Raw genomic sequence first — 16,239 nt, 5'->3', positions numbered from 1 at the left:
ATCAATGACGACACGAGGCTGCGCGACTGAGGATTGTCTGTCAACAGATTGTCTGATAGCATGTTCAGGTTTTCAAATTGTCTCGCGAACTTGCGGAGGAATAACTCCAGAACCGGCGCTGCCGCAGCCGGCACAACTTTCACCGCTGACATCGATCAAACCGCGATGTCCTTGTTTTCAGTGGAAAGCGGTGACGTCATCTCGGCCACGTGAAGGCTGCGAACATGTCGTCGTCGTGGTGACGGCGCCTTGGTGAACAAACGGGCCTTCCTTCTCATGGATGGACGGCTCCACGGATGACGCCGACCTCACCAGCTTTCCCAATATGCATATAGAGATGCCCGATCTGGGAACGGTAAGTGTTGAGATTGAGGAAGCAGAGAAGATGACTGATACGAGAGCATTGCTCGATAATATGACCTTGGCCGAGCAGGTCTCGCTACTTTCCGGCGATACGTTCTGGTCTTTACCGCCCATCGACCGCCTAGGGATAGGGAGATTGCGCTTGACGGACGGCCCCAACGGCGCCCGCGGGGCGGGGTCTTTTGTCGGGGGTGTGACTGCAGCGGCTTTCCCGGTAGGCATTGCCATCGGAGCGAGTTGGAACCCGGACCTAGCCAGGGAAATCGGCAGTGCGCTAGGTGACGAGGTTCTTTCCAAAGGGGCTCATGTCTCGTTGGCGCCGACCGTTAACATCCAGCGCAGCGTCACAAACGGCCGCAACTTTGAGTGTTTCTCTGAGGATCCGATACTGACGGCGGAACTTGCCGTCGGCTATATCGAAGGTCTGCAGTCCAAGAAAGTGGGTGCCACGATAAAACATTTCGCCGGCAACGAGTCCGAGATCGAACGTACAACCATCTCTTCAGATATCGATGAACGCACTCTGCGCGAAGTCTACCTAATACCCTTTGAGGCGGCGGTGAAGCGGGCAAAGGTCTGGGCCGTGATGTCTTCATATAACAAACTAAACGGTACTTACACGGCGGAAAGCCATTGGCTGTTGAACGAGGTACTACGCGGTGACTGGGGTTTTAACGGCGTGGTGATGTCGGACTGGTTCGGCTCGCGTTCGACCGCACCCACCGTGAATGCTGGGCTGGATCTGGAGATGCCGGGCCCGACCCGCGACCGCGGCTCCAAGCTTCTGGCGGCGATCGACGCGGGCGAGGTAAGTGTCGAGACCGTCCGCGCCTGTGTGCACAATATCCTGACCCTGATGGAACGCACCGGCGCAATCAACGATCATCGCGAGTTTAAGGAGTACGCCATTAATCGGCCGGAACATAGGGCACTCATCAGGCGCGCGGGAGCGGAAAGCGCAGTTCTGCTACAGAATGACGGCATCCTGCCATTGGCTCAGCAAGGTACGGTCGCCATCATTGGACCCAATGCCAAGATCGCGCAGGTTATGGGAGGCGGCTCGGCGCAGTTGAACCCCCACTATGTCGTCAGTCCGTGGCAGGGGCTGGCGGACGCCCTGGGTGAGGAGAACGTGTGCTACGCTCAGGGTTGCAGCAATTATCGGTTTCAGCCGCTGATCGAAAACCCGACAACCTTCGAATTTTTCCAAGAAAGGGAGCTTGCTGGCGGGCCCGTGAAGGTTATCGAGGAACCGTCGAGCCTCGGTGTATGGTTGCCCCCCGTGGCCGGGGGCCTAGTCGATCCGTATCGCTTTTCCGCCCGAATGCGCACCGTATTCACAGCCTTAGAAGCCGGCGTCTATCGCGTCGGCCTGACCTCGGCCGGGCTTGGTCGGGTCTATGTGGACGGCAGGCTTGTGGTGGACGCCTGGGCTTCCTGGACACGTGGTACCACATTCTTTGAAGAAGGCTGCGAGGAGGTCGTGGGCGAAATCACGCTCGAAGCCGGCCGTACATACGAGGTCGTCGCCGAGTACGCCCGGCACGATCACGTCAACCTCTATATCGCCGCAATTCGGGTAGGAATAGGCAGGTTTTCGGCCGAAGCGGAGATTGCCGAGGCAGCAGCCGTCGCCGCGAAGGCTGATCATGCGGTAGTCTTCGTGGGCAGAACGGGCGACTGGGATACCGAGGGCTCCGATCTCCGCGGCATTGCACTTCCTGGTCTGCAGGACCAGCTTGTTGAGGCGGTAATTGCGGCCAATCCGAACACGATTGTCGTCCTACAAACCGGTGGACCGGTGGAAATGCCCTGGCTTTCCGGTGCTCGTGCAGTACTGCAATGCTGGTATCCCGGTCAGGAAGCTGGCAACGCGATCGCCGATGTGCTCCTTGGCAAGGCCGAGCCCTCGGGCCGACTGGCACAGACTTTCCCCGTGCGCTGGGCTGACAATCCCACACATACCGAGGATGACGCGGTCTATCCAGGCAAGAATGGCCATGTGCGATATGACGAAGGTGTGTTCGTTGGATATCGGCACTACGATCGCCAGGACATTAAGCCACTGTTCCCCTTCGGTCATGGTCTCGGTTATTCAAGCTTTGCGATGTCAGACCTGACGGTGGGGCTGCCGGATCCTGCCGGCGCGGTGACAGTGACACTGGGATTGACCAACGTCAGCGAGCGGCCAGGTTCGGCAGTGGTGCAAATCTATGTGGGCGATGTTGAAGCATCTGTACCCAGACCGGTTAAAGAATTGAAGGCCTTCTCGAAAATCGGCCTGGAACCCGGTGAGAAACGAAGGCTCAGTTTCATTCTTGACGCCCGAACATTTGCCTTCTTCGACACGACCGAGCGGTGCTGGCGGATAGAGACGGGGGAATTTGCAGTTATGGTTGGGTTCTCGGCCACCGACATCCGTTTGAGTGGAACTGTCACGCAAAAGGGCGCTGTCTTAGCGCTCTAATCGTGCAGAGAATCAAAGACTACGTTTGGCGGTGGTTGAGTCCCAAAAAAAGAGCGCAGTGGCGGTGAAGCTCGGTGAATGAGTGAATGAATGGCTCAAGACGGGCGATATTGTCATCGACAGGAAGGATACCGACCTTCATAGGCGGCGAAGATGGCGTCGGAAGCGTTGGCGGACACGTTCAAAATTACAGGCACAGGATGCGGCGATGCTGAAAACCGACACCCGCCAAGCAAATTGGCGCCGTGCTAATCCAGCGAAATATGATGCTCATCTTGCTGTACAGCGAGCTGTAAAGGCAGGCGAGCTGGAAAAGCAAACATGTGAGGTCTGCGGGACTGAAATGGTCGACGCCCATCATGATCAATACGACGACCCTTTAAAGGTGCGCTGGTTATGCCGACGGCATCACACGAGGCTTCACCACTACGGCGAGGATATGTTTCCGATCAGGAATGGCCTTTAGGTGCGGTCCGCCGATCGCTCTTGATTTCAGTTGGCGTTCCCGCGAGACTTGATGTCTAGCAACGCGATGAAGGCGCACACTGCTTGTTGCGTAACTTCCGCCATGTGATGATTTCGTTCGACTGCCCTCCGGATAGGATTGACGCGAAGGATTGCCCTCGCGCCCTTCTCTACCACTCAGTCCAACAGGCTAAGATGTAGTGGCTCAGGAAAATACTCGAAGCCCTCTCCCGCTATGCCAACGTGCCCGTAGCCCGGCCATGGGAAGTGGTAGGACATGAAGGGTATTCTATTGGAGGCCAGCATTTTCAGAATGCGCACACGCGATTGAGCCGACAGTTTGGGATCGGTATCAAACGCAAATTCCATCAAAGGCTTTTCGAACAGAAGCACAGGATGATGAGTGAGGTCGCCGCCATAGCACATTGTCTTTCCTGCTGATTCAATCATAAAGCAGCTATGGCCGAGTGTGTGTCCAGGAGCGCTAATGGCATGAATACCAGGAAGAAACTCTTGTTCGTCTTGGAAAAAAACCATGCGGTCCCGCACGGGTTTGAGGTTGTGGATCGCGGCTTTAACAAGACCGTTGAGATCGCCTCCAAGTTTTTTCTCGTCGGTCCAGAAATCGTAGTCGGTTTGGCTGATGTACACCTGGGCGTTTGGAAACGTTGGTTTCCCGTCGTCGCCCCAGATTCCGCCGACGTGGTCCCAATGAGCATGCGAACAGACGACAGCGTCAATATCTTCCAGCGCAATATTCGCGGCGGCCAAGCAAGACTTGAGACGGCCAGTCGTCGGGCCAAATTGCTTAAGCGATCCCATCCCCGTGTCGAACAAAATCAGCTTGCCACCGATGTTTACGACAGGTGCGTTCTGAGCGAGAACGACCTCATCCGTGGGCAGGAAGCTGTGGTTTAGCATGGATCTTATCTCGTCGGCCGGGACGCCGAGAAAGCTTTGTGTCGGGTCGCCGAGCGGAAGTGGGCCGTCTGATACGATGGTTACCTGGGCGTCCCCAATGGCAAATCGATAAAAGTCCGGAGCTTGTGCCCCAGAAACGGGGCTCGCCCTAGCGTGAGCCGCTATACTGTTCGAACCCAAAACGGCTCCACTCAAAGCAGCTCCCCCTGCCAATAGTAAGTTGCGGCGGTCGATCTCGAAACGTTCACTTCCCATTTCACTCCTCCCCATTTGTAAAAAAGCGTCTGCAGACCGCGCTTGTCTTGCGACGGATTTCGGCTTTGTCTGCATCGGAAAGGTATCAAGTGGCAGGTCTACGACAACTGAATTGCAAGTCCATTTCAATGAGCATCGCTCAACAAATGATCTCGCTCGGACCTGCGATTAATCAATCGAAACAACCGGTTTCGGGGTACCGCGTTGCTCCGGCCATCAGATCTCGTTGGCTTACGGTGAGTTCGAAAGAACTCTTGGCTCCCTGACTGCGGGACGCGGCTCGCATCCGAATATCGGCAAGATTATCGTGGATCGCCTTGGCTGCCTCTTTGTCATGTGAGTGGCTCTGCGTCAGGTCGCCAACGGTGTTCATTAAGCGGTAGGAGGAGAGATGTTACCTCTTCCCTCGAAGAGCGCACCGCTCCTTGAGGAAGAAGCCACGGAAAGCCGCGAGGACGTGACGATCTTCCGGTGGGCGGTACATTCCTTCCCGGGCATAGTGCGGAGCCAGCAGCATGCTTCTGAAGCACGTTGCCAGCCCGGCATTCCGCCTTATCCGACATGGTTACGACCGTAGAATGGCCGACTTCTCTACCGGCCGCCTACGGTCGCACGTCATAGGAAGCCGATCGAGATCCAGGGCACCGCTGCGACGATCGCAAGCCCGAGAAGCAGGGCGATCATGTACCCCCACAGCGGCTTTATCCCTTCCACCGGGTTCACACGGCCGATTGCACAGGCGGCATAATAACCGACGCCGAACGGCGGGAGGAACAAGCCCACTCCCATGGCGAGAATGACCACGATCGAATAGTGCACGTCGTGGATCCCTAATCCCTTGGCGATCGGAAATACCAGAGGTGCGAACAGAACCACCGCGGGAATGCCTTCCAGCACGCTACCGAGCACAATGAACGCGACGATCGACACGATCATAAAGATCGGCGCTCCTCCGGGTAGACCCGCCATCGTCTGAACCAGCCCACGCGAAAAGCCCGATTGAGTCAGGCACCAGGCCACAGCCGTTGCCGCCGCGATGATGAAAAGGATGGCTCCGGACAAGACCGCCGTTTCCACCAGCATCGGACCCACCCGCTTCCGGTCGAACCGGCGGTAAATGAGGAGGCCTGCCAGCAGCGAGTAGCCAATGCCGATTGTCGAGACTTCCGTGGCGGTAGCAACGCCTTCGACAACCGCTGTACGGATGATAAAAGGCAGGGCCAAAGCCGGAAGCGCAATCAGGAATGTGCGGAAGATCTCCCTGGCCGGCGGCTTGCGAAAACCCGACATGTCCTCGTTGCGATAGCGCCACCAGACGACAACGCAAAGCATCAATCCGCAGACGAACGCCGGCAAAAGACCGCCTATGAACAGGGCCGAAATCGATACGCTCGTAACCGATCCGATGGTGATCAATACGAGGCTCGGCGGGATCGTCTCCGTCTGCGCACCCGTAGCCGCAAGCAGGGCCACGAGATCACCGGGCTTTGATCCTCTCGCTTTCATCTCCGGGAACAGTGCCGGGGCGACAGCAGCCATGTCGGCGGTCTTCGAACCCGATATCCCAGACACCAGATACATTGCCGCGACGAGGACGTAACACAGGCCGCCTCTGACATGTCCGAGCAAGGACGCCAGGAAGTTCAGCATCGCTTTTGCCATGCCCGTAACCTCCATCAGCATACCCAGCAGCACGAACAGCGGGACCGCCAGCAGGAGAAGATGCGACATTCCCTCATCAAGCCGACCCGCGATCACGCTTATCGGACGGCTCGTACCCAGAGCCACATAACTGATGGCAGCGAGAGCGAACACGAACGCGATTGGTACGCCGCTCAGCACACCTAGTGCGATGAAGACTACGAAGAAAAGCACGAGGTTCCAGTTGCCCATCGCCATGATCAACGGTTTGGCCGCAATCGCCAACCCTATCAAGCATGCGGCTACAAGGACTCCGATCAGGAAATCGCTCAGCCTGATGCGCTGAAGGGCATTGGTCACGCCAAGGATAAGCATCAGGCCAAGTCCGATCGGAAGACCAAACGAACGCCATGCGACCGAAACCTCCATCGCGGGAGTGACGACCGGAACTTCATGAAGAGCGTAGACCGTGGCTTTGGGTAGAAGAAGCACGCAGACCGAAAGGCAAAAGATAAGTGCAGCCACCTCCAGTCTTGCCCTTACGACGGGCGGCATCGCGTCCGCGATAACGCCCATCCTCATGTGCTGTCCGCGGTGAAAAGCGAGGACCGCGCCCACGATCGAAAGCCAGAGGAACAACATGGAGGCGAGCTCGTCCGACCAGATGAGCGGCTCGCCCCATGCATAGCGGGCGAAGACGCCCGCCGACAGCACGAGTACCTCGACGACAACAAGTGCTGCGGCGATCAATTCAATCAGGCGCACCACCCCCGCTTCAGCTTTCGCCAGGACTGGCCACGCGCCGATCACCGGGGGGCTGACATTTTCAGAAGTAGCCATGTCAACGCCTCAGATCAATTTGCCCGAGGTAGACTCCAGCAACGCCCATGCTTCCTCGCCGAAACGCCCCTTCCAATCGGAGTAGAACGACGAAGCCTGCAGCGTCGCGCGGAACTGGGCAGTATCGACGTCGATAAATTCAAGACCCTTGCTCGTCAGCTCTGCCTGGAGTTCGGAATTCAGCTTTTCGACGTCAGCGCGTTGCACGAGAGCCGAGCGATTGATTTCGGTGACGACAATGTCACGCAAGTCCTCAGGCAACATCTCGAAGTTGTCCCGATTGGCAAGGATCCAGAAGCCGTCCCACATATGGTTGGTCCGGGAAAGATACTTTTGAACCTCGTACATTTTGGCAAAGTAAATGCCAGCGAGCGGGTTTTCGAGACCGTCAGCCACGTGAGTCTGAAGCGCGGAATAGGTTTCGCCCCATGGAATTGATGTCGGCGCGGCGCCGAGGGACTTGAAGAGCGATGTCCAGAGCGGCGCAGGAGGGACGCGGATCTTGAAGCCCTTGAGGTCCTCGGGCGACTTGATCGGTTTGCCGATCGAGGTGGTCTGCCGGAAGCCGTTGTCCCACATCTTCTCGAAGGCGATCAGGTTGACCTTCTCAAAAGCCGTCCGGATGCTCCGGCCGAGCTCGCCATCCACCGACTTCCAGACCTGAGCATAGTTGGGGTAGGCAAATCCTACGCCGGTGATGGCCGCGGGCGGAACGAGTGTCGCTGCGATGAGGCCTGTCTGCGCAAGAAGGTCCAGGCCACCCGATCGAAGCTGGCTGAGCATATCAGCATCGGTGCCGAGCTGGCTCGCGGGAAACACCTGAATACTCACGCGGCCGTCTGTTTGCTCGCTGATCTTGTTGGAAGCTTCGGTCATACGGGTGTTGAGCGGATGATCAACGGGCATGATGTTGGCAAATTTAAACGAAAACTCTGGCGAGCTCGCGCGCATTGTGCGAGGTGCCGCAAGCGTGGCGGTCATCGCCACGGAACTCATAATAAGGGTACGGCGGTTCATTGTGATCATTGGTTCCTCCTCTAACCGTGTTGATCTATGTCGATGTTTCTCCAGCGCAGGCGCTCTCCTCGTAAGAGGTCCTCAGTTTCTCGCAGGTTGCTTAGACCTTGGTGTGACGTCGCTGAAGCCGGAAGCCTCCCACTGTGCGGCTGGACGTAAAATAGGCGCTTGCGCCAAACGTCCGCAAATGAATTGCCTCAGACCAATGGTGAGTTGAACTCAGGCGAGTTCGGCGTGACCCGCGATGGAGACAAAGTTTTTCTAGGAGAACGCGCCAGGCAACATGAATCCAGATCACATGTTTCTTGCGCAAACTCTTTTGATGTGGAGGAAGCCGCTATGCTAACCGCTTTGCATGCGACCATGGCACTCCGGTGGGATGTGCCGACCTATGACGTGCCAGTATCTCGGAGGAGACCGGAATTGCACCAAGCTTTAGAAACAAAGCCGAGCCCGGCACGAGAACCGGGAAAACCGACAATCGGTTTTTTTGGTCTCGGCTCCATGGGATTGCCCATGGCGTCGCATCTCCTAAAAAGCGGCTTCAGGGTCAAGGGGTTTGACATCTCGGAGAATGCTCTAAAAAGCTTCGCTGACAGTGGCGGGACTGCCTATCCAGACGCCACAGAAGCCGCCAGCGAGACCGACGTCTTGATGTTGATGGTGGTCAACATCGACCAGGCGCACCAAGCCCTCTTCGAACGGGGCGCCCTGGCAAATTCAACCAGGACCAGCATCGTCGTCCTGATGTCAACATGCCCTCCCGGCGAGGTTGAACAGCTGGCCGAGGCCGTGACTGCTCGCGGTCACCGGTTTCTGGATGCACCTGTTTCCGGCGGCGTCGCCGGAGCGCGTGACGCGTCGCTTTCCATTATGGTGGCTGGCGACAGGCAAACCTATGAAATGAGCCGCGATCTTCTCGACGTGCTCGGCTCCAAGATCTATTATCTCGGGGAGCGGCCTGGCCAGGCATCGGTTGCCAAAGCGGTCAACCAGTTGCTGTGCGGTGTACACTTGGCGGCAGCGGCTGAGGCGCTGTCGCTCGCCGAAAGGGCTGGGCTCGACACCTCAACGGTACTCGAGATCGTGTCCGGCTCGGCGGCTGCCAGCTGGATGCTCAACGATCGTGGCCAGCGAATGCTTCTGGAAGACCCAGAGGTAACGAGCGCGGTAGACATCTTTGTGAAAGATCTCGGTATCGTGCTTGCCGCTGGCTCCTCTGCCAGGGCCGCCCTGCCGCTCGCCTCCGTTGCGCATCAGTTCTTCCTTGCCGCGTCTGGCCAGGGGTCGGGCTCGGCAGATGACAGTCAGGTCATTCGTGCGTATCGGGGGATGACGGCGGGCCAGAAGGAGGCAAAGAAATGAGTGCCGAGATCAAAAGCAATTACGCGCGACTGTCCGGCATCACCATGCACTACCTGACCGCAGGATCCGGTAAGCCGCTGGTTCTCCTTCACGGGGTGCCGCAGAGTTCGCACGAATGGCGGCACGTGATCCCCTTCCTCGCCGATAAGTACGCGATTATCGCGCCGGACCTGCGGGGCCTCGGCGACACTTCCCGGCCCGCCGATGGGTACGACAAGAAGACGATTGCCGAAGACGTGTGGGAGCTTCTTTCTGAACATCTGAAGATCGATCGCTTCAATCTTGTGGGACACGACTGGGGCGGCCCGGTGGCGTTTGCCCTGGCCGCGCAGCACCGGGAGGCTGTTAGCAAGCTCGCGATCCTGGACGTTACCATTCCTGGCGATGGAGCGGACATGTCGCAAGGCGGCCGGCGTTGGCACCACCCCTTCTTTAGGACGCCGGATTTGCCGGAAGCGATGTTCGGCGGTCGCGAGCATATCTATCTGGAATGGTTGTTTGACAATTATGGCGGCCGGGCAAACGTGCTATCTCAGGAAGACAAGAATGAGTATTTCCGTACCTACCTAAAACCGGGTGGCCTACGCACACTTCTCGCCTATTATCGGGGCTTTCCAACCGACGTCAAAGACAACGAGTTATTCCTCGAGAGGGATGGCAAGCTCGAAATGCCGGTCCTCGCCCTGGGCGGAGACAGTGGTTTTGGCCGCGGCATGGAGACGATGGAATCAATGCACCGGGTGGCGAGTGACGTTCGAGGCGGATTGATCCCGGGCTCGGGTCACTGGGTTGCAGAAGAAGCTCCCGAATTCATAGCGAACGAACTCCGGAAATTCTTTGGCTAAACCACTGCCTGACGTCGGGGGATGCGCGTCTGATCCACCAGTCGCGCATCACCGACCCTGAGTGTGCATAACTCACCTCCCGCCGACGTCGATCTCACTCGCAGAAACCGTGTCGCCAGCCAGGGTCTCTTCGATCCAACGCTTGAACAGAGCGATCTTTGGTGTTCTTGCCCTGGACCTTAAGTACACGAGACTATGGCAATTGATGCTGGGGCCTTCCGGGCCAAACGGCGCAACGAGCCTCCCGCTTTTCAGATCTTGCCGGACGAGTATGAGGCTTTCCAGGCAAACGCCAAGTCCATCCGCGGCCGCATTGATGGACATGAAAGATCTATCGAAACGCAGTCCCCGATCCATGTTGAGCCTCACACCGTGGTCGTCGGCCCAATCCTGCCAGCGATAGAGGTTCACTTCGGAGTGGATGAGCGGAAATCTGGCGAGATCCTGCGGTGAGCGTATTCCGTTTGCGCCCTCGACCAACGATGGGGCGCACAGGACCATTATTGGCTCGGGTGGGAAGGGCTCGACGGCGATGCCAACCTCCACGGGCTGCGTTCCGTAGCGGATGTCTATATCGACGTTGCCGGTCCTGAGCTCGGCCGGGTCACCAGAAGCGTGCAGTCGAAGATCGATCTCCGGATAGCGGGCGCTAAACCGGGACAGGCGAGGCATGAGCCACTGCGAAGCGAGACTGACGACCGAATGGATATTCAGAATGTCACTTTTGCCCTTCTTCGTGAAATTGCGCGTGGCGCTCTCGATCCTTCGAAACGAGGCGCTGATCTCTTCGGCGTAAGCCCTCCCCGCGTCAGTCAGCATGATTGAACGCCCGGAGCGATGAAATAAAGCAATTCCGAGCTCCGAATCCAGCGCGGCCATTTGATGGCTCACGGCCGAGGGGCTGATGCTCAGTTCCTCGGCGGCTTTTCCAAACGATCCAAGACGTGCGACAGCTTCCAACACCTGTAGCGATCGCAGCGAAGGAAACTCCAACGCGCTCATCACCCCTCCTCCCGTTTATGCGTGCCTCGCCACCTTTCCCACTGGAGAGATTCAGTACGCTGGAGGACGCCCTTCCTCTATATTCCATGAGGAAATTTAACGCAAATGATGCAGCTGTTGAGATGTATTCATGCATTGACCGATGGAATTCGCTTGTCCGGATGAAGCGTTTTTAACACTTTGCCCTTCGGAACGGACTTTGCGCCGTTCTTCTAAGGGAGGAATGCATGGCTGAACGGGTGATCTCCGTGTCCGGCGCGCCGTACGACGGGCATAGCAGAGAGGCCGCACTGGAGAGCGCGGCAACCCTCGGGTTCACGCACTTCGAGCCGGCCTTTATCGTTGGATATACAGAACCCTTTGACGAGACCGCCTTCAAAGCTTCCGAGATGACCAGTTGGCGCAGCGCGCTTAGGTCTTCGGGGCTCTTGTGTCATGCAATGTCGTCGCACATCGACCTCGGTTTCGAAGATTCGGTCGAAGTGTTCACGGGCCGCATGGCATTCGCCGCGGCGATTGGAGCCAAGGTTATTGCGACCAACGCGGCCGCCCGACAAAGAGAGGCAACATTCCGTCGCAACGTCGAAACCATACTGAGAAGAGCGGAAGCCTTCGATATCATCGTTGGCCTGGAAAACCCAGGAGACGGCAGCGATAGCCTGATCAACACCGCGCGAGACGGTATTTCTCTTGTTGAGGAATTCGGATCGCCCTTTCTAAAGCTAAATTACGACGCCGCAAACACAGCGTCACATCGACCGGACATGGACGATCTCGCAGGTGATGGAATCCTGGCGCTGCCGGAATCGGCGCACGCCCATATCAAGGATGTCCGTGAAACCGAGGAAGGTTGGTTTTTCTGCGATATCGGCGACGGCAAGGTCGGGTGCGAGCGCCTCCTGGCTGCAATCGCAAAGCTCGACAGCCTCCCGGTCAGTATTGAACTTCCCTTGAGACTGCATCGCAATCGGCAGGCGCAGCCCGTTCGCCGCCAAGATCCCGTGCCGCTGTCATCGATCGAGGACTCGCTGGCTCGGTCGCTCAAGGTCGTCCGGCGAGCGCTCAACGACAATCAATGACCGTGTCTGGAGGAGGACGCAGTGCAACGTTTTGTAAACAACCGCGATGAGGTCGTGGAAGATACCATCAAGGGCTTTGTGAAGGCACACCGAGACATCGTGCGCCTCGCCGAAAACCAACGCGTGGTGACGGCGATTGACCGGCCCGCGCAAGGAAAAGTGGGTGTCGTAACTGGAGGTGGCTCCGGACACGAGCCTGCCTTCATTGGCTATATAGGCCGCAACATGCTCGACGCGGTCGCGGTCGGCGAGCTGTTTTCGTCGCCAACGGCCAAGAGCTTTCAGGATGCCATACGCGAAGCGAATGGTGGAAAAGGGGTCGTTGTCCTCTACGGAAATTATGCCGGAGACAACATGAACGTGAAGATGGCGATGAAGCTCGCCGCAAAGGACGGCATCGAGGTTGCCACGGTCGTTGCAACCGACGACGTATGCTCCGCCCCCGCGGAGGAGCAGGCGAAGCGCCGAGGCGTTGCCGGAGAGATCTTCATGTGGAAGGTGGGCGGAGCGAAAGCGTCGATGGGCGCCAGCCTATCCGAGGTTCGTGACGCAGCGCAGAAGGCCATCGACAATTGCCGCTCGGTCGGTGTCGGATTGGGGCCGTGCACTCTTCCCGCGGTCGGACATCCGAACTTCCAGATCGAGCCTGGCACCATTGAAGTCGGCATCGGCCATCACGGCGAGCCGGGCGTGCGAGTAGAAGCGCTCAAGAGCGCATCAGAGGTCGCCAAGGATATGTGCCAGATCGTGCTGGATGACCATGATCTCAGCTCGGGGACAGAAGTGGCCGTACTGGTATCTGGCCTTGGCGCGACACCGCTGAACGAACTTTACATTCTCTTCGACACAGTCGAGGAGGAAATCTCCGGCCGCGGCCTCAGGATCCACAAAGCGTATGTTGGTAACTACTTCACGTCTCTTGAGATGGTTGGAGCGACTTTGACGGTCATGGCGCTCGATGAAGAGCTAAAGTCGCTACTGGAGGTCGAGGTTCGCTGCGCGACGACACTTTAAGGAGGGAACAATGCAAAAAATGAATAACGCGGCAGCCGGAGAAATCGTAGTCTCCATGGCAAGAGCGATCATCGACAACCGCGCCTACCTCAGCGAGATCGACGGCAAGATTGGCGACGGCGATCACGGAATAAATATGGCGAAAGGTTTCGGTTTAGTGGCCGACCGGATACGCGGCAAGGAGCTATCGCTTGCAAAAGCACTTGAGACCCTGGGAACAGTCCTGATGACCGAGATCGGCGGATCTATGGGTCCGCTTTACGGTGTGATGTTCACCGAGTTTGCCCAGCAGATCGATCAGGTCGACCAGGTCGACAACAAGACGTTCAGCCGAATGCTGCATGCTGGCTTGACGGGTATTCAAGAAATTGGTTCGGCCAAAGTCGGCGACAAGACATTGCTTGACACGTTGGTGCCTGCTGTTGAAGCTTTTGACAAAGCGACATCAGAAGGCAAATCCTTCGACGAGGCATTGGAACTCCTCGTTGCGGCAGCCGAAAGTGGCCGCGATTCGACGGTGAACTTGATCGCGCGGATCGGCCGAGCCAGCAGGCTGGGCGAACGATCGCTCGGCGTGCTGGATGCTGGTGCGACGTCTTGCGCGCTGATCCTCAAGGAGTTGTCTGAGGGAACCCGTGATAGGCTTCAATAGTGTCATCGCTTCTTGAGCGTGATCATAGTGAGAACCGAAGTGATGCCGAGCTTAAGGGGAAGCCAATCCAGAGTGCCGCTCGGTTATTGATGTGAAAAGCGCCGCGACAGAAATCCGGCAACACTCCTCCGTGTGCCGCCCGAGGGTGGACACCCGCTTTCGCGGCCATCCCGGAATAAATTTAACGGACAGATTGGGTCGGCGGCGAACTATGCATTCGGGCTCCGGGCACCATCGCTTTCGCTTGCAGGGTCGGGTTCCGCAAAAACGCGAAAAGGCAGTACCCAGCGATCTCAGCGTCGCCAACGCTTCCAGTGCTTGATAGCGACATTGCCTTATCCAGGTGGGACTGAAGCTGACGCGACGAAGGTCTGGCTCCTCCACAACCCACCGTGAGCGCGCGGCGCCAGGTCCCCCTGCGTCGAAAATTCTTAGTTCTCGGATGGCAATAGCGATGTATCGCCGACTGCCTCTCGCTCGTTTGACAACGATTGAGCAGCTCGATCTGCCGCAGCCGCGACTATCTCTTCCAGCGCAAATCTTAAGCTGTCACTTAGCCTTCGATCCTTTTGCCAGACGACAACGTAGTGATATGTCGCTCCTGGTTGAAATCGGCGGAACGCAACGCCGAAGTCAGCATACTCTCTCGCAATGATCTCGTTCGTTATCGAGACGCCGATCCCTGCCATGACATAGCCAATGTCGTGGCCATTCGCGTCATATTCCACAGCGATGTCAGGAGTCGTTCCCATATATCGAAGGGCATTGACGCTCATTTGGTGAGAGGCAAATTGCGGGTCGATGTCGATGATCGCCTCACCGGCCAGATCTTCGGAGGTGACAAGCTGCTGCGCCGCAAATCGATGATTTGCGGGAAAAAGGCATACGTTGGTAGCTGAGCCGATTGGAAGCCAGTCTAGGATTCGATCATCAAGAGGCAATCGGGAGATGCCAATGTCCGAGCGGCCACTTAACACGTGTTCTGTAATCTGCTGGTACGTTCCTGTTTTCACCTGAACGGCGTAAGAGCGGCTCCTCTCCCGGATCCTTTTGACCACCTTCGGCAAGGTCGCAAAGGAAAAAGCACTTGGCGCCGCAATTCCGATCATTCGCGTGTCGTTGTTCCGCAGGAAGTCGATTGACGGTCCGATCCGATCAAGTCCTGCAAACGCCGCATCGATTGTGCGCAGAAACTCCCATGCCTTGACGGTTGGAACCAGCCTGTTGTTTTCCCGGCGGAAGAGCGCGAAGCCGACAGTCTCCTCTAGCTGCTTGATGTTTTGGCTGACCGCCGGTTGGGTTATTCGCAACATCTGCGCTGCGAGCCTTTCCGAGCCGGCGCGCATGACCTCCCGCAATATTTGAAGGTGGCGGATCTTCACTCCGGAGTCGGTGATGTCCATGGCCAAGAATCTCGATCGTGATAGAGCGACGCGCCTCATAAGGTGCGCTTATCGAAACTTCCTGAATCTTATAAATTGACGACGGCAAGTCAAAGTATATTTTCGAGATACGCCAGAATTAGAGCGCCAGTTAGGAAAATACATCGAATCTACCTGTGGTTAAATCTCGGCGCATTCTCTGTAATGCGCGGAGATTATATTTCGTATTTTGGTACGCCCACAAGCATATTGGAGAGTTGCATTGTACGCATTTGTGGATCAATTTTTGTTCGGATTGAAGAACACACTTTTTGTGTTTGCCTTGAGCTGCGTTCTCGGGACCCTATTAGGTTTGTTTATTGCCATTCTCCGCAACTCAAACCGGAAGCCGGTTTCAGCGTGCATGCGGGCCTACACCGGCATTATCCGCGGCGTTCCAGAACTTCTGATTATCCTCCTCGTGTATTTCGGCGGAACCGCCCTTCTGAGCGCGATTATCGGTCGCTACATCGAGATCAATGCATTTGCGGCCGGTGTCGCGGCATTGACCGTGGTGTTCAGTGGGTACGCAGCGGAGATATTTCGTGGAGCGATCAACGCGGTTGCGCCAGGCCAACGAGAGGCTGCAGCGGCGCTTGGGCTTTCGAACTTACACATCTGGTTTCTGATCATCATTCCTCAGATGATCCCCGTCGCTCTGCCGGCATTCTGCAACCTTTGCATCTCTTTGATGAAGGATACATCGCTGATTTCCGTCGTCGGGCTGACGGACGTCATGCGTGTCGCCTATATAGGCGCGGGCTCACTGCGCGCTCCGCTCCCCTTCTACCTCGCAGCGTCTGGAATCTACCTTGCGCTCACAAGCCTGTCCCTGCTTTCGTTCCGGCTCTTGGAGCGCCGCTATTCGCTCCCGGCGATGAAAGTTTGAGGC

The 16,239-nt window shown here is 57.1% G+C and carries 13 protein-coding genes; 8 read left to right on the top strand and 5 right to left on the bottom strand.

Features of this window, described 5'->3' with window-relative positions; genetic code table 11:
• Window positions 1–385 precede the first annotated feature (385 nt).
• Entirely contained in the window at window positions 386–2,830 is a 2,445-nt protein-coding gene (locus ATY77_RS19760) for a glycoside hydrolase family 3 C-terminal domain-containing protein (protein ID WP_088688603.1), read from the top strand.
• Window positions 2,831–3,038: 208 nt separating this feature from the next.
• Entirely contained in the window at window positions 3,039–3,296 is a 258-nt protein-coding gene (locus ATY77_RS19755; RefSeq protein ID WP_088688495.1) for a hypothetical protein, read from the top strand.
• Window positions 3,297–3,472: 176 nt separating this feature from the next.
• Here ATY77_RS19755 and ATY77_RS19750 read toward each other — a convergent pair whose 3' ends face one another.
• The 3 genes from ATY77_RS19750 to ATY77_RS19735 form a co-directional block, all read right to left on the bottom strand.
• The gene (locus tag ATY77_RS19750; protein ID WP_088688494.1) at window positions 3,473–4,471 is read right to left on the bottom strand and encodes an MBL fold metallo-hydrolase; all 999 of its coding nucleotides are present in this window, start codon (window positions 4,469–4,471) and stop codon (window positions 3,473–3,475) included.
• A gap of 615 nt (window positions 4,472–5,086) precedes the next feature.
• Window positions 5,087–6,952 (bottom strand): TRAP transporter large permease subunit, encoded by a 1,866-nt coding sequence (locus ATY77_RS19740; RefSeq protein ID WP_088688492.1) that lies wholly within the window; start codon window positions 6,950–6,952, stop codon window positions 5,087–5,089.
• Window positions 6,953–6,961: 9 nt separating this feature from the next.
• Window positions 6,962–7,978, bottom strand: a complete 1,017-nt coding sequence (locus tag ATY77_RS19735; protein ID WP_081284275.1) for a TRAP transporter substrate-binding protein — start codon at window positions 7,976–7,978, stop codon at window positions 6,962–6,964.
• 387 nt (window positions 7,979–8,365) lie between these two features.
• On the opposite strand from ATY77_RS19735, the gene ATY77_RS19730 reads away from it, so the two are divergent.
• Both ATY77_RS19730 and ATY77_RS19725 read left to right on the top strand, forming a co-directional pair.
• Window positions 8,366–9,334 carry an NAD(P)-dependent oxidoreductase gene (locus ATY77_RS19730; RefSeq protein ID WP_088688602.1) on the top strand — a complete coding sequence of 323 codons (969 nt, stop codon included), beginning with the start codon at window positions 8,366–8,368 and terminating at the stop codon, window positions 9,332–9,334.
• Window positions 9,331–10,179 (top strand): alpha/beta fold hydrolase, encoded by an 849-nt coding sequence (locus tag ATY77_RS19725; protein WP_088688491.1) that lies wholly within the window; start codon window positions 9,331–9,333, stop codon window positions 10,177–10,179. Before ATY77_RS19730 ends, ATY77_RS19725 begins: the two co-directional genes overlap by 4 nt.
• Window positions 10,180–10,251: 72 nt before the next feature.
• On the opposite strand, the gene ATY77_RS19720 is transcribed toward ATY77_RS19725, so the two are convergent.
• Window positions 10,252–11,181, bottom strand: coding sequence for a LysR substrate-binding domain-containing protein (locus ATY77_RS19720; RefSeq protein WP_088688490.1), 930 nt, complete (start codon window positions 11,179–11,181; stop codon window positions 10,252–10,254).
• Window positions 11,182–11,408: 227 nt separating this feature from the next.
• Here ATY77_RS19720 and ATY77_RS19715 point away from each other — a divergent pair, with 227 nt between their 5' ends.
• Genes ATY77_RS19715 through dhaL form a run of 3 tightly spaced genes read left to right on the top strand, consistent with a single transcriptional unit; the run spans window position 11,409 to window position 13,926 of the window.
• Complete coding sequence (locus ATY77_RS19715) at window positions 11,409–12,260, top strand: TIM barrel protein (protein ID WP_088688489.1); 852 nt, start codon at window positions 11,409–11,411, stop codon at window positions 12,258–12,260.
• A gap of 21 nt (window positions 12,261–12,281) precedes the next feature.
• Window positions 12,282–13,274, top strand: a complete 993-nt coding sequence (locus ATY77_RS19710) for a dihydroxyacetone kinase subunit DhaK (protein ID WP_088688488.1) — start codon at window positions 12,282–12,284, stop codon at window positions 13,272–13,274.
• Between the two features lie 10 nt (window positions 13,275–13,284).
• Window positions 13,285–13,926, top strand: a complete 642-nt coding sequence (gene dhaL, locus ATY77_RS19705) for a dihydroxyacetone kinase subunit DhaL (protein ID WP_088688487.1) — start codon at window positions 13,285–13,287, stop codon at window positions 13,924–13,926.
• A 431-nt stretch (window positions 13,927–14,357) separates the two neighbouring features.
• On the opposite strand, the gene ATY77_RS19700 is transcribed toward dhaL, so the two are convergent.
• Window positions 14,358–15,329, bottom strand: a complete 972-nt coding sequence (locus tag ATY77_RS19700) for a LysR family transcriptional regulator (RefSeq protein WP_245314362.1) — start codon at window positions 15,327–15,329, stop codon at window positions 14,358–14,360.
• Between the two features lie 241 nt (window positions 15,330–15,570).
• Here ATY77_RS19700 and ATY77_RS19695 point away from each other — a divergent pair, with 241 nt between their 5' ends.
• A complete protein-coding gene (locus ATY77_RS19695) occupies window positions 15,571–16,236 on the top strand; it encodes an ABC transporter permease subunit (RefSeq protein ID WP_088688486.1) in 666 nt (221 codons plus the stop codon).
• Window positions 16,237–16,239 lie beyond the last annotated feature (3 nt).

This window comes from Rhizobium sp. R634, assembly GCF_002211305.1.
Classification (GTDB): Bacteria; Pseudomonadota; Alphaproteobacteria; order Rhizobiales; family Rhizobiaceae; genus Rhizobium.
The sequence above is the reverse complement of the archived record's forward strand: the minus strand, read 5'-3'. Positions and strand labels throughout refer to the sequence as shown.

Coding starts and splice junctions, on each gene's coding strand:
- ATY77_RS19760 (WP_088688603.1), top strand. CDS start 386: ATGACTGATACGAGAGCATTGCTCGATAATATGACCTTGGCCGAGCAG.
- ATY77_RS19755 (WP_088688495.1), top strand. CDS start 3,039: ATGCTGAAAACCGACACCCGCCAAGCAAATTGGCGCCGTGCTAATCCA.
- ATY77_RS19750 (WP_088688494.1), bottom strand. CDS start 4,471: ATGGGAAGTGAACGTTTCGAGATCGACCGCCGCAACTTACTATTGGCA.
- ATY77_RS19740 (WP_088688492.1), bottom strand. CDS start 6,952: ATGGCTACTTCTGAAAATGTCAGCCCCCCGGTGATCGGCGCGTGGCCA.
- ATY77_RS19735 (WP_081284275.1), bottom strand. CDS start 7,978: ATGATCACAATGAACCGCCGTACCCTTATTATGAGTTCCGTGGCGATG.
- ATY77_RS19725 (WP_088688491.1), top strand. CDS start 9,331: ATGAGTGCCGAGATCAAAAGCAATTACGCGCGACTGTCCGGCATCACC.
- ATY77_RS19720 (WP_088688490.1), bottom strand. CDS start 11,181: ATGAGCGCGTTGGAGTTTCCTTCGCTGCGATCGCTACAGGTGTTGGAA.
- ATY77_RS19715 (WP_088688489.1), top strand. CDS start 11,409: ATGGCTGAACGGGTGATCTCCGTGTCCGGCGCGCCGTACGACGGGCAT.
- dhaL (WP_088688487.1), top strand. CDS start 13,285: ATGCAAAAAATGAATAACGCGGCAGCCGGAGAAATCGTAGTCTCCATG.
- ATY77_RS19700 (WP_245314362.1), bottom strand. CDS start 15,329: ATGGACATCACCGACTCCGGAGTGAAGATCCGCCACCTTCAAATATTG.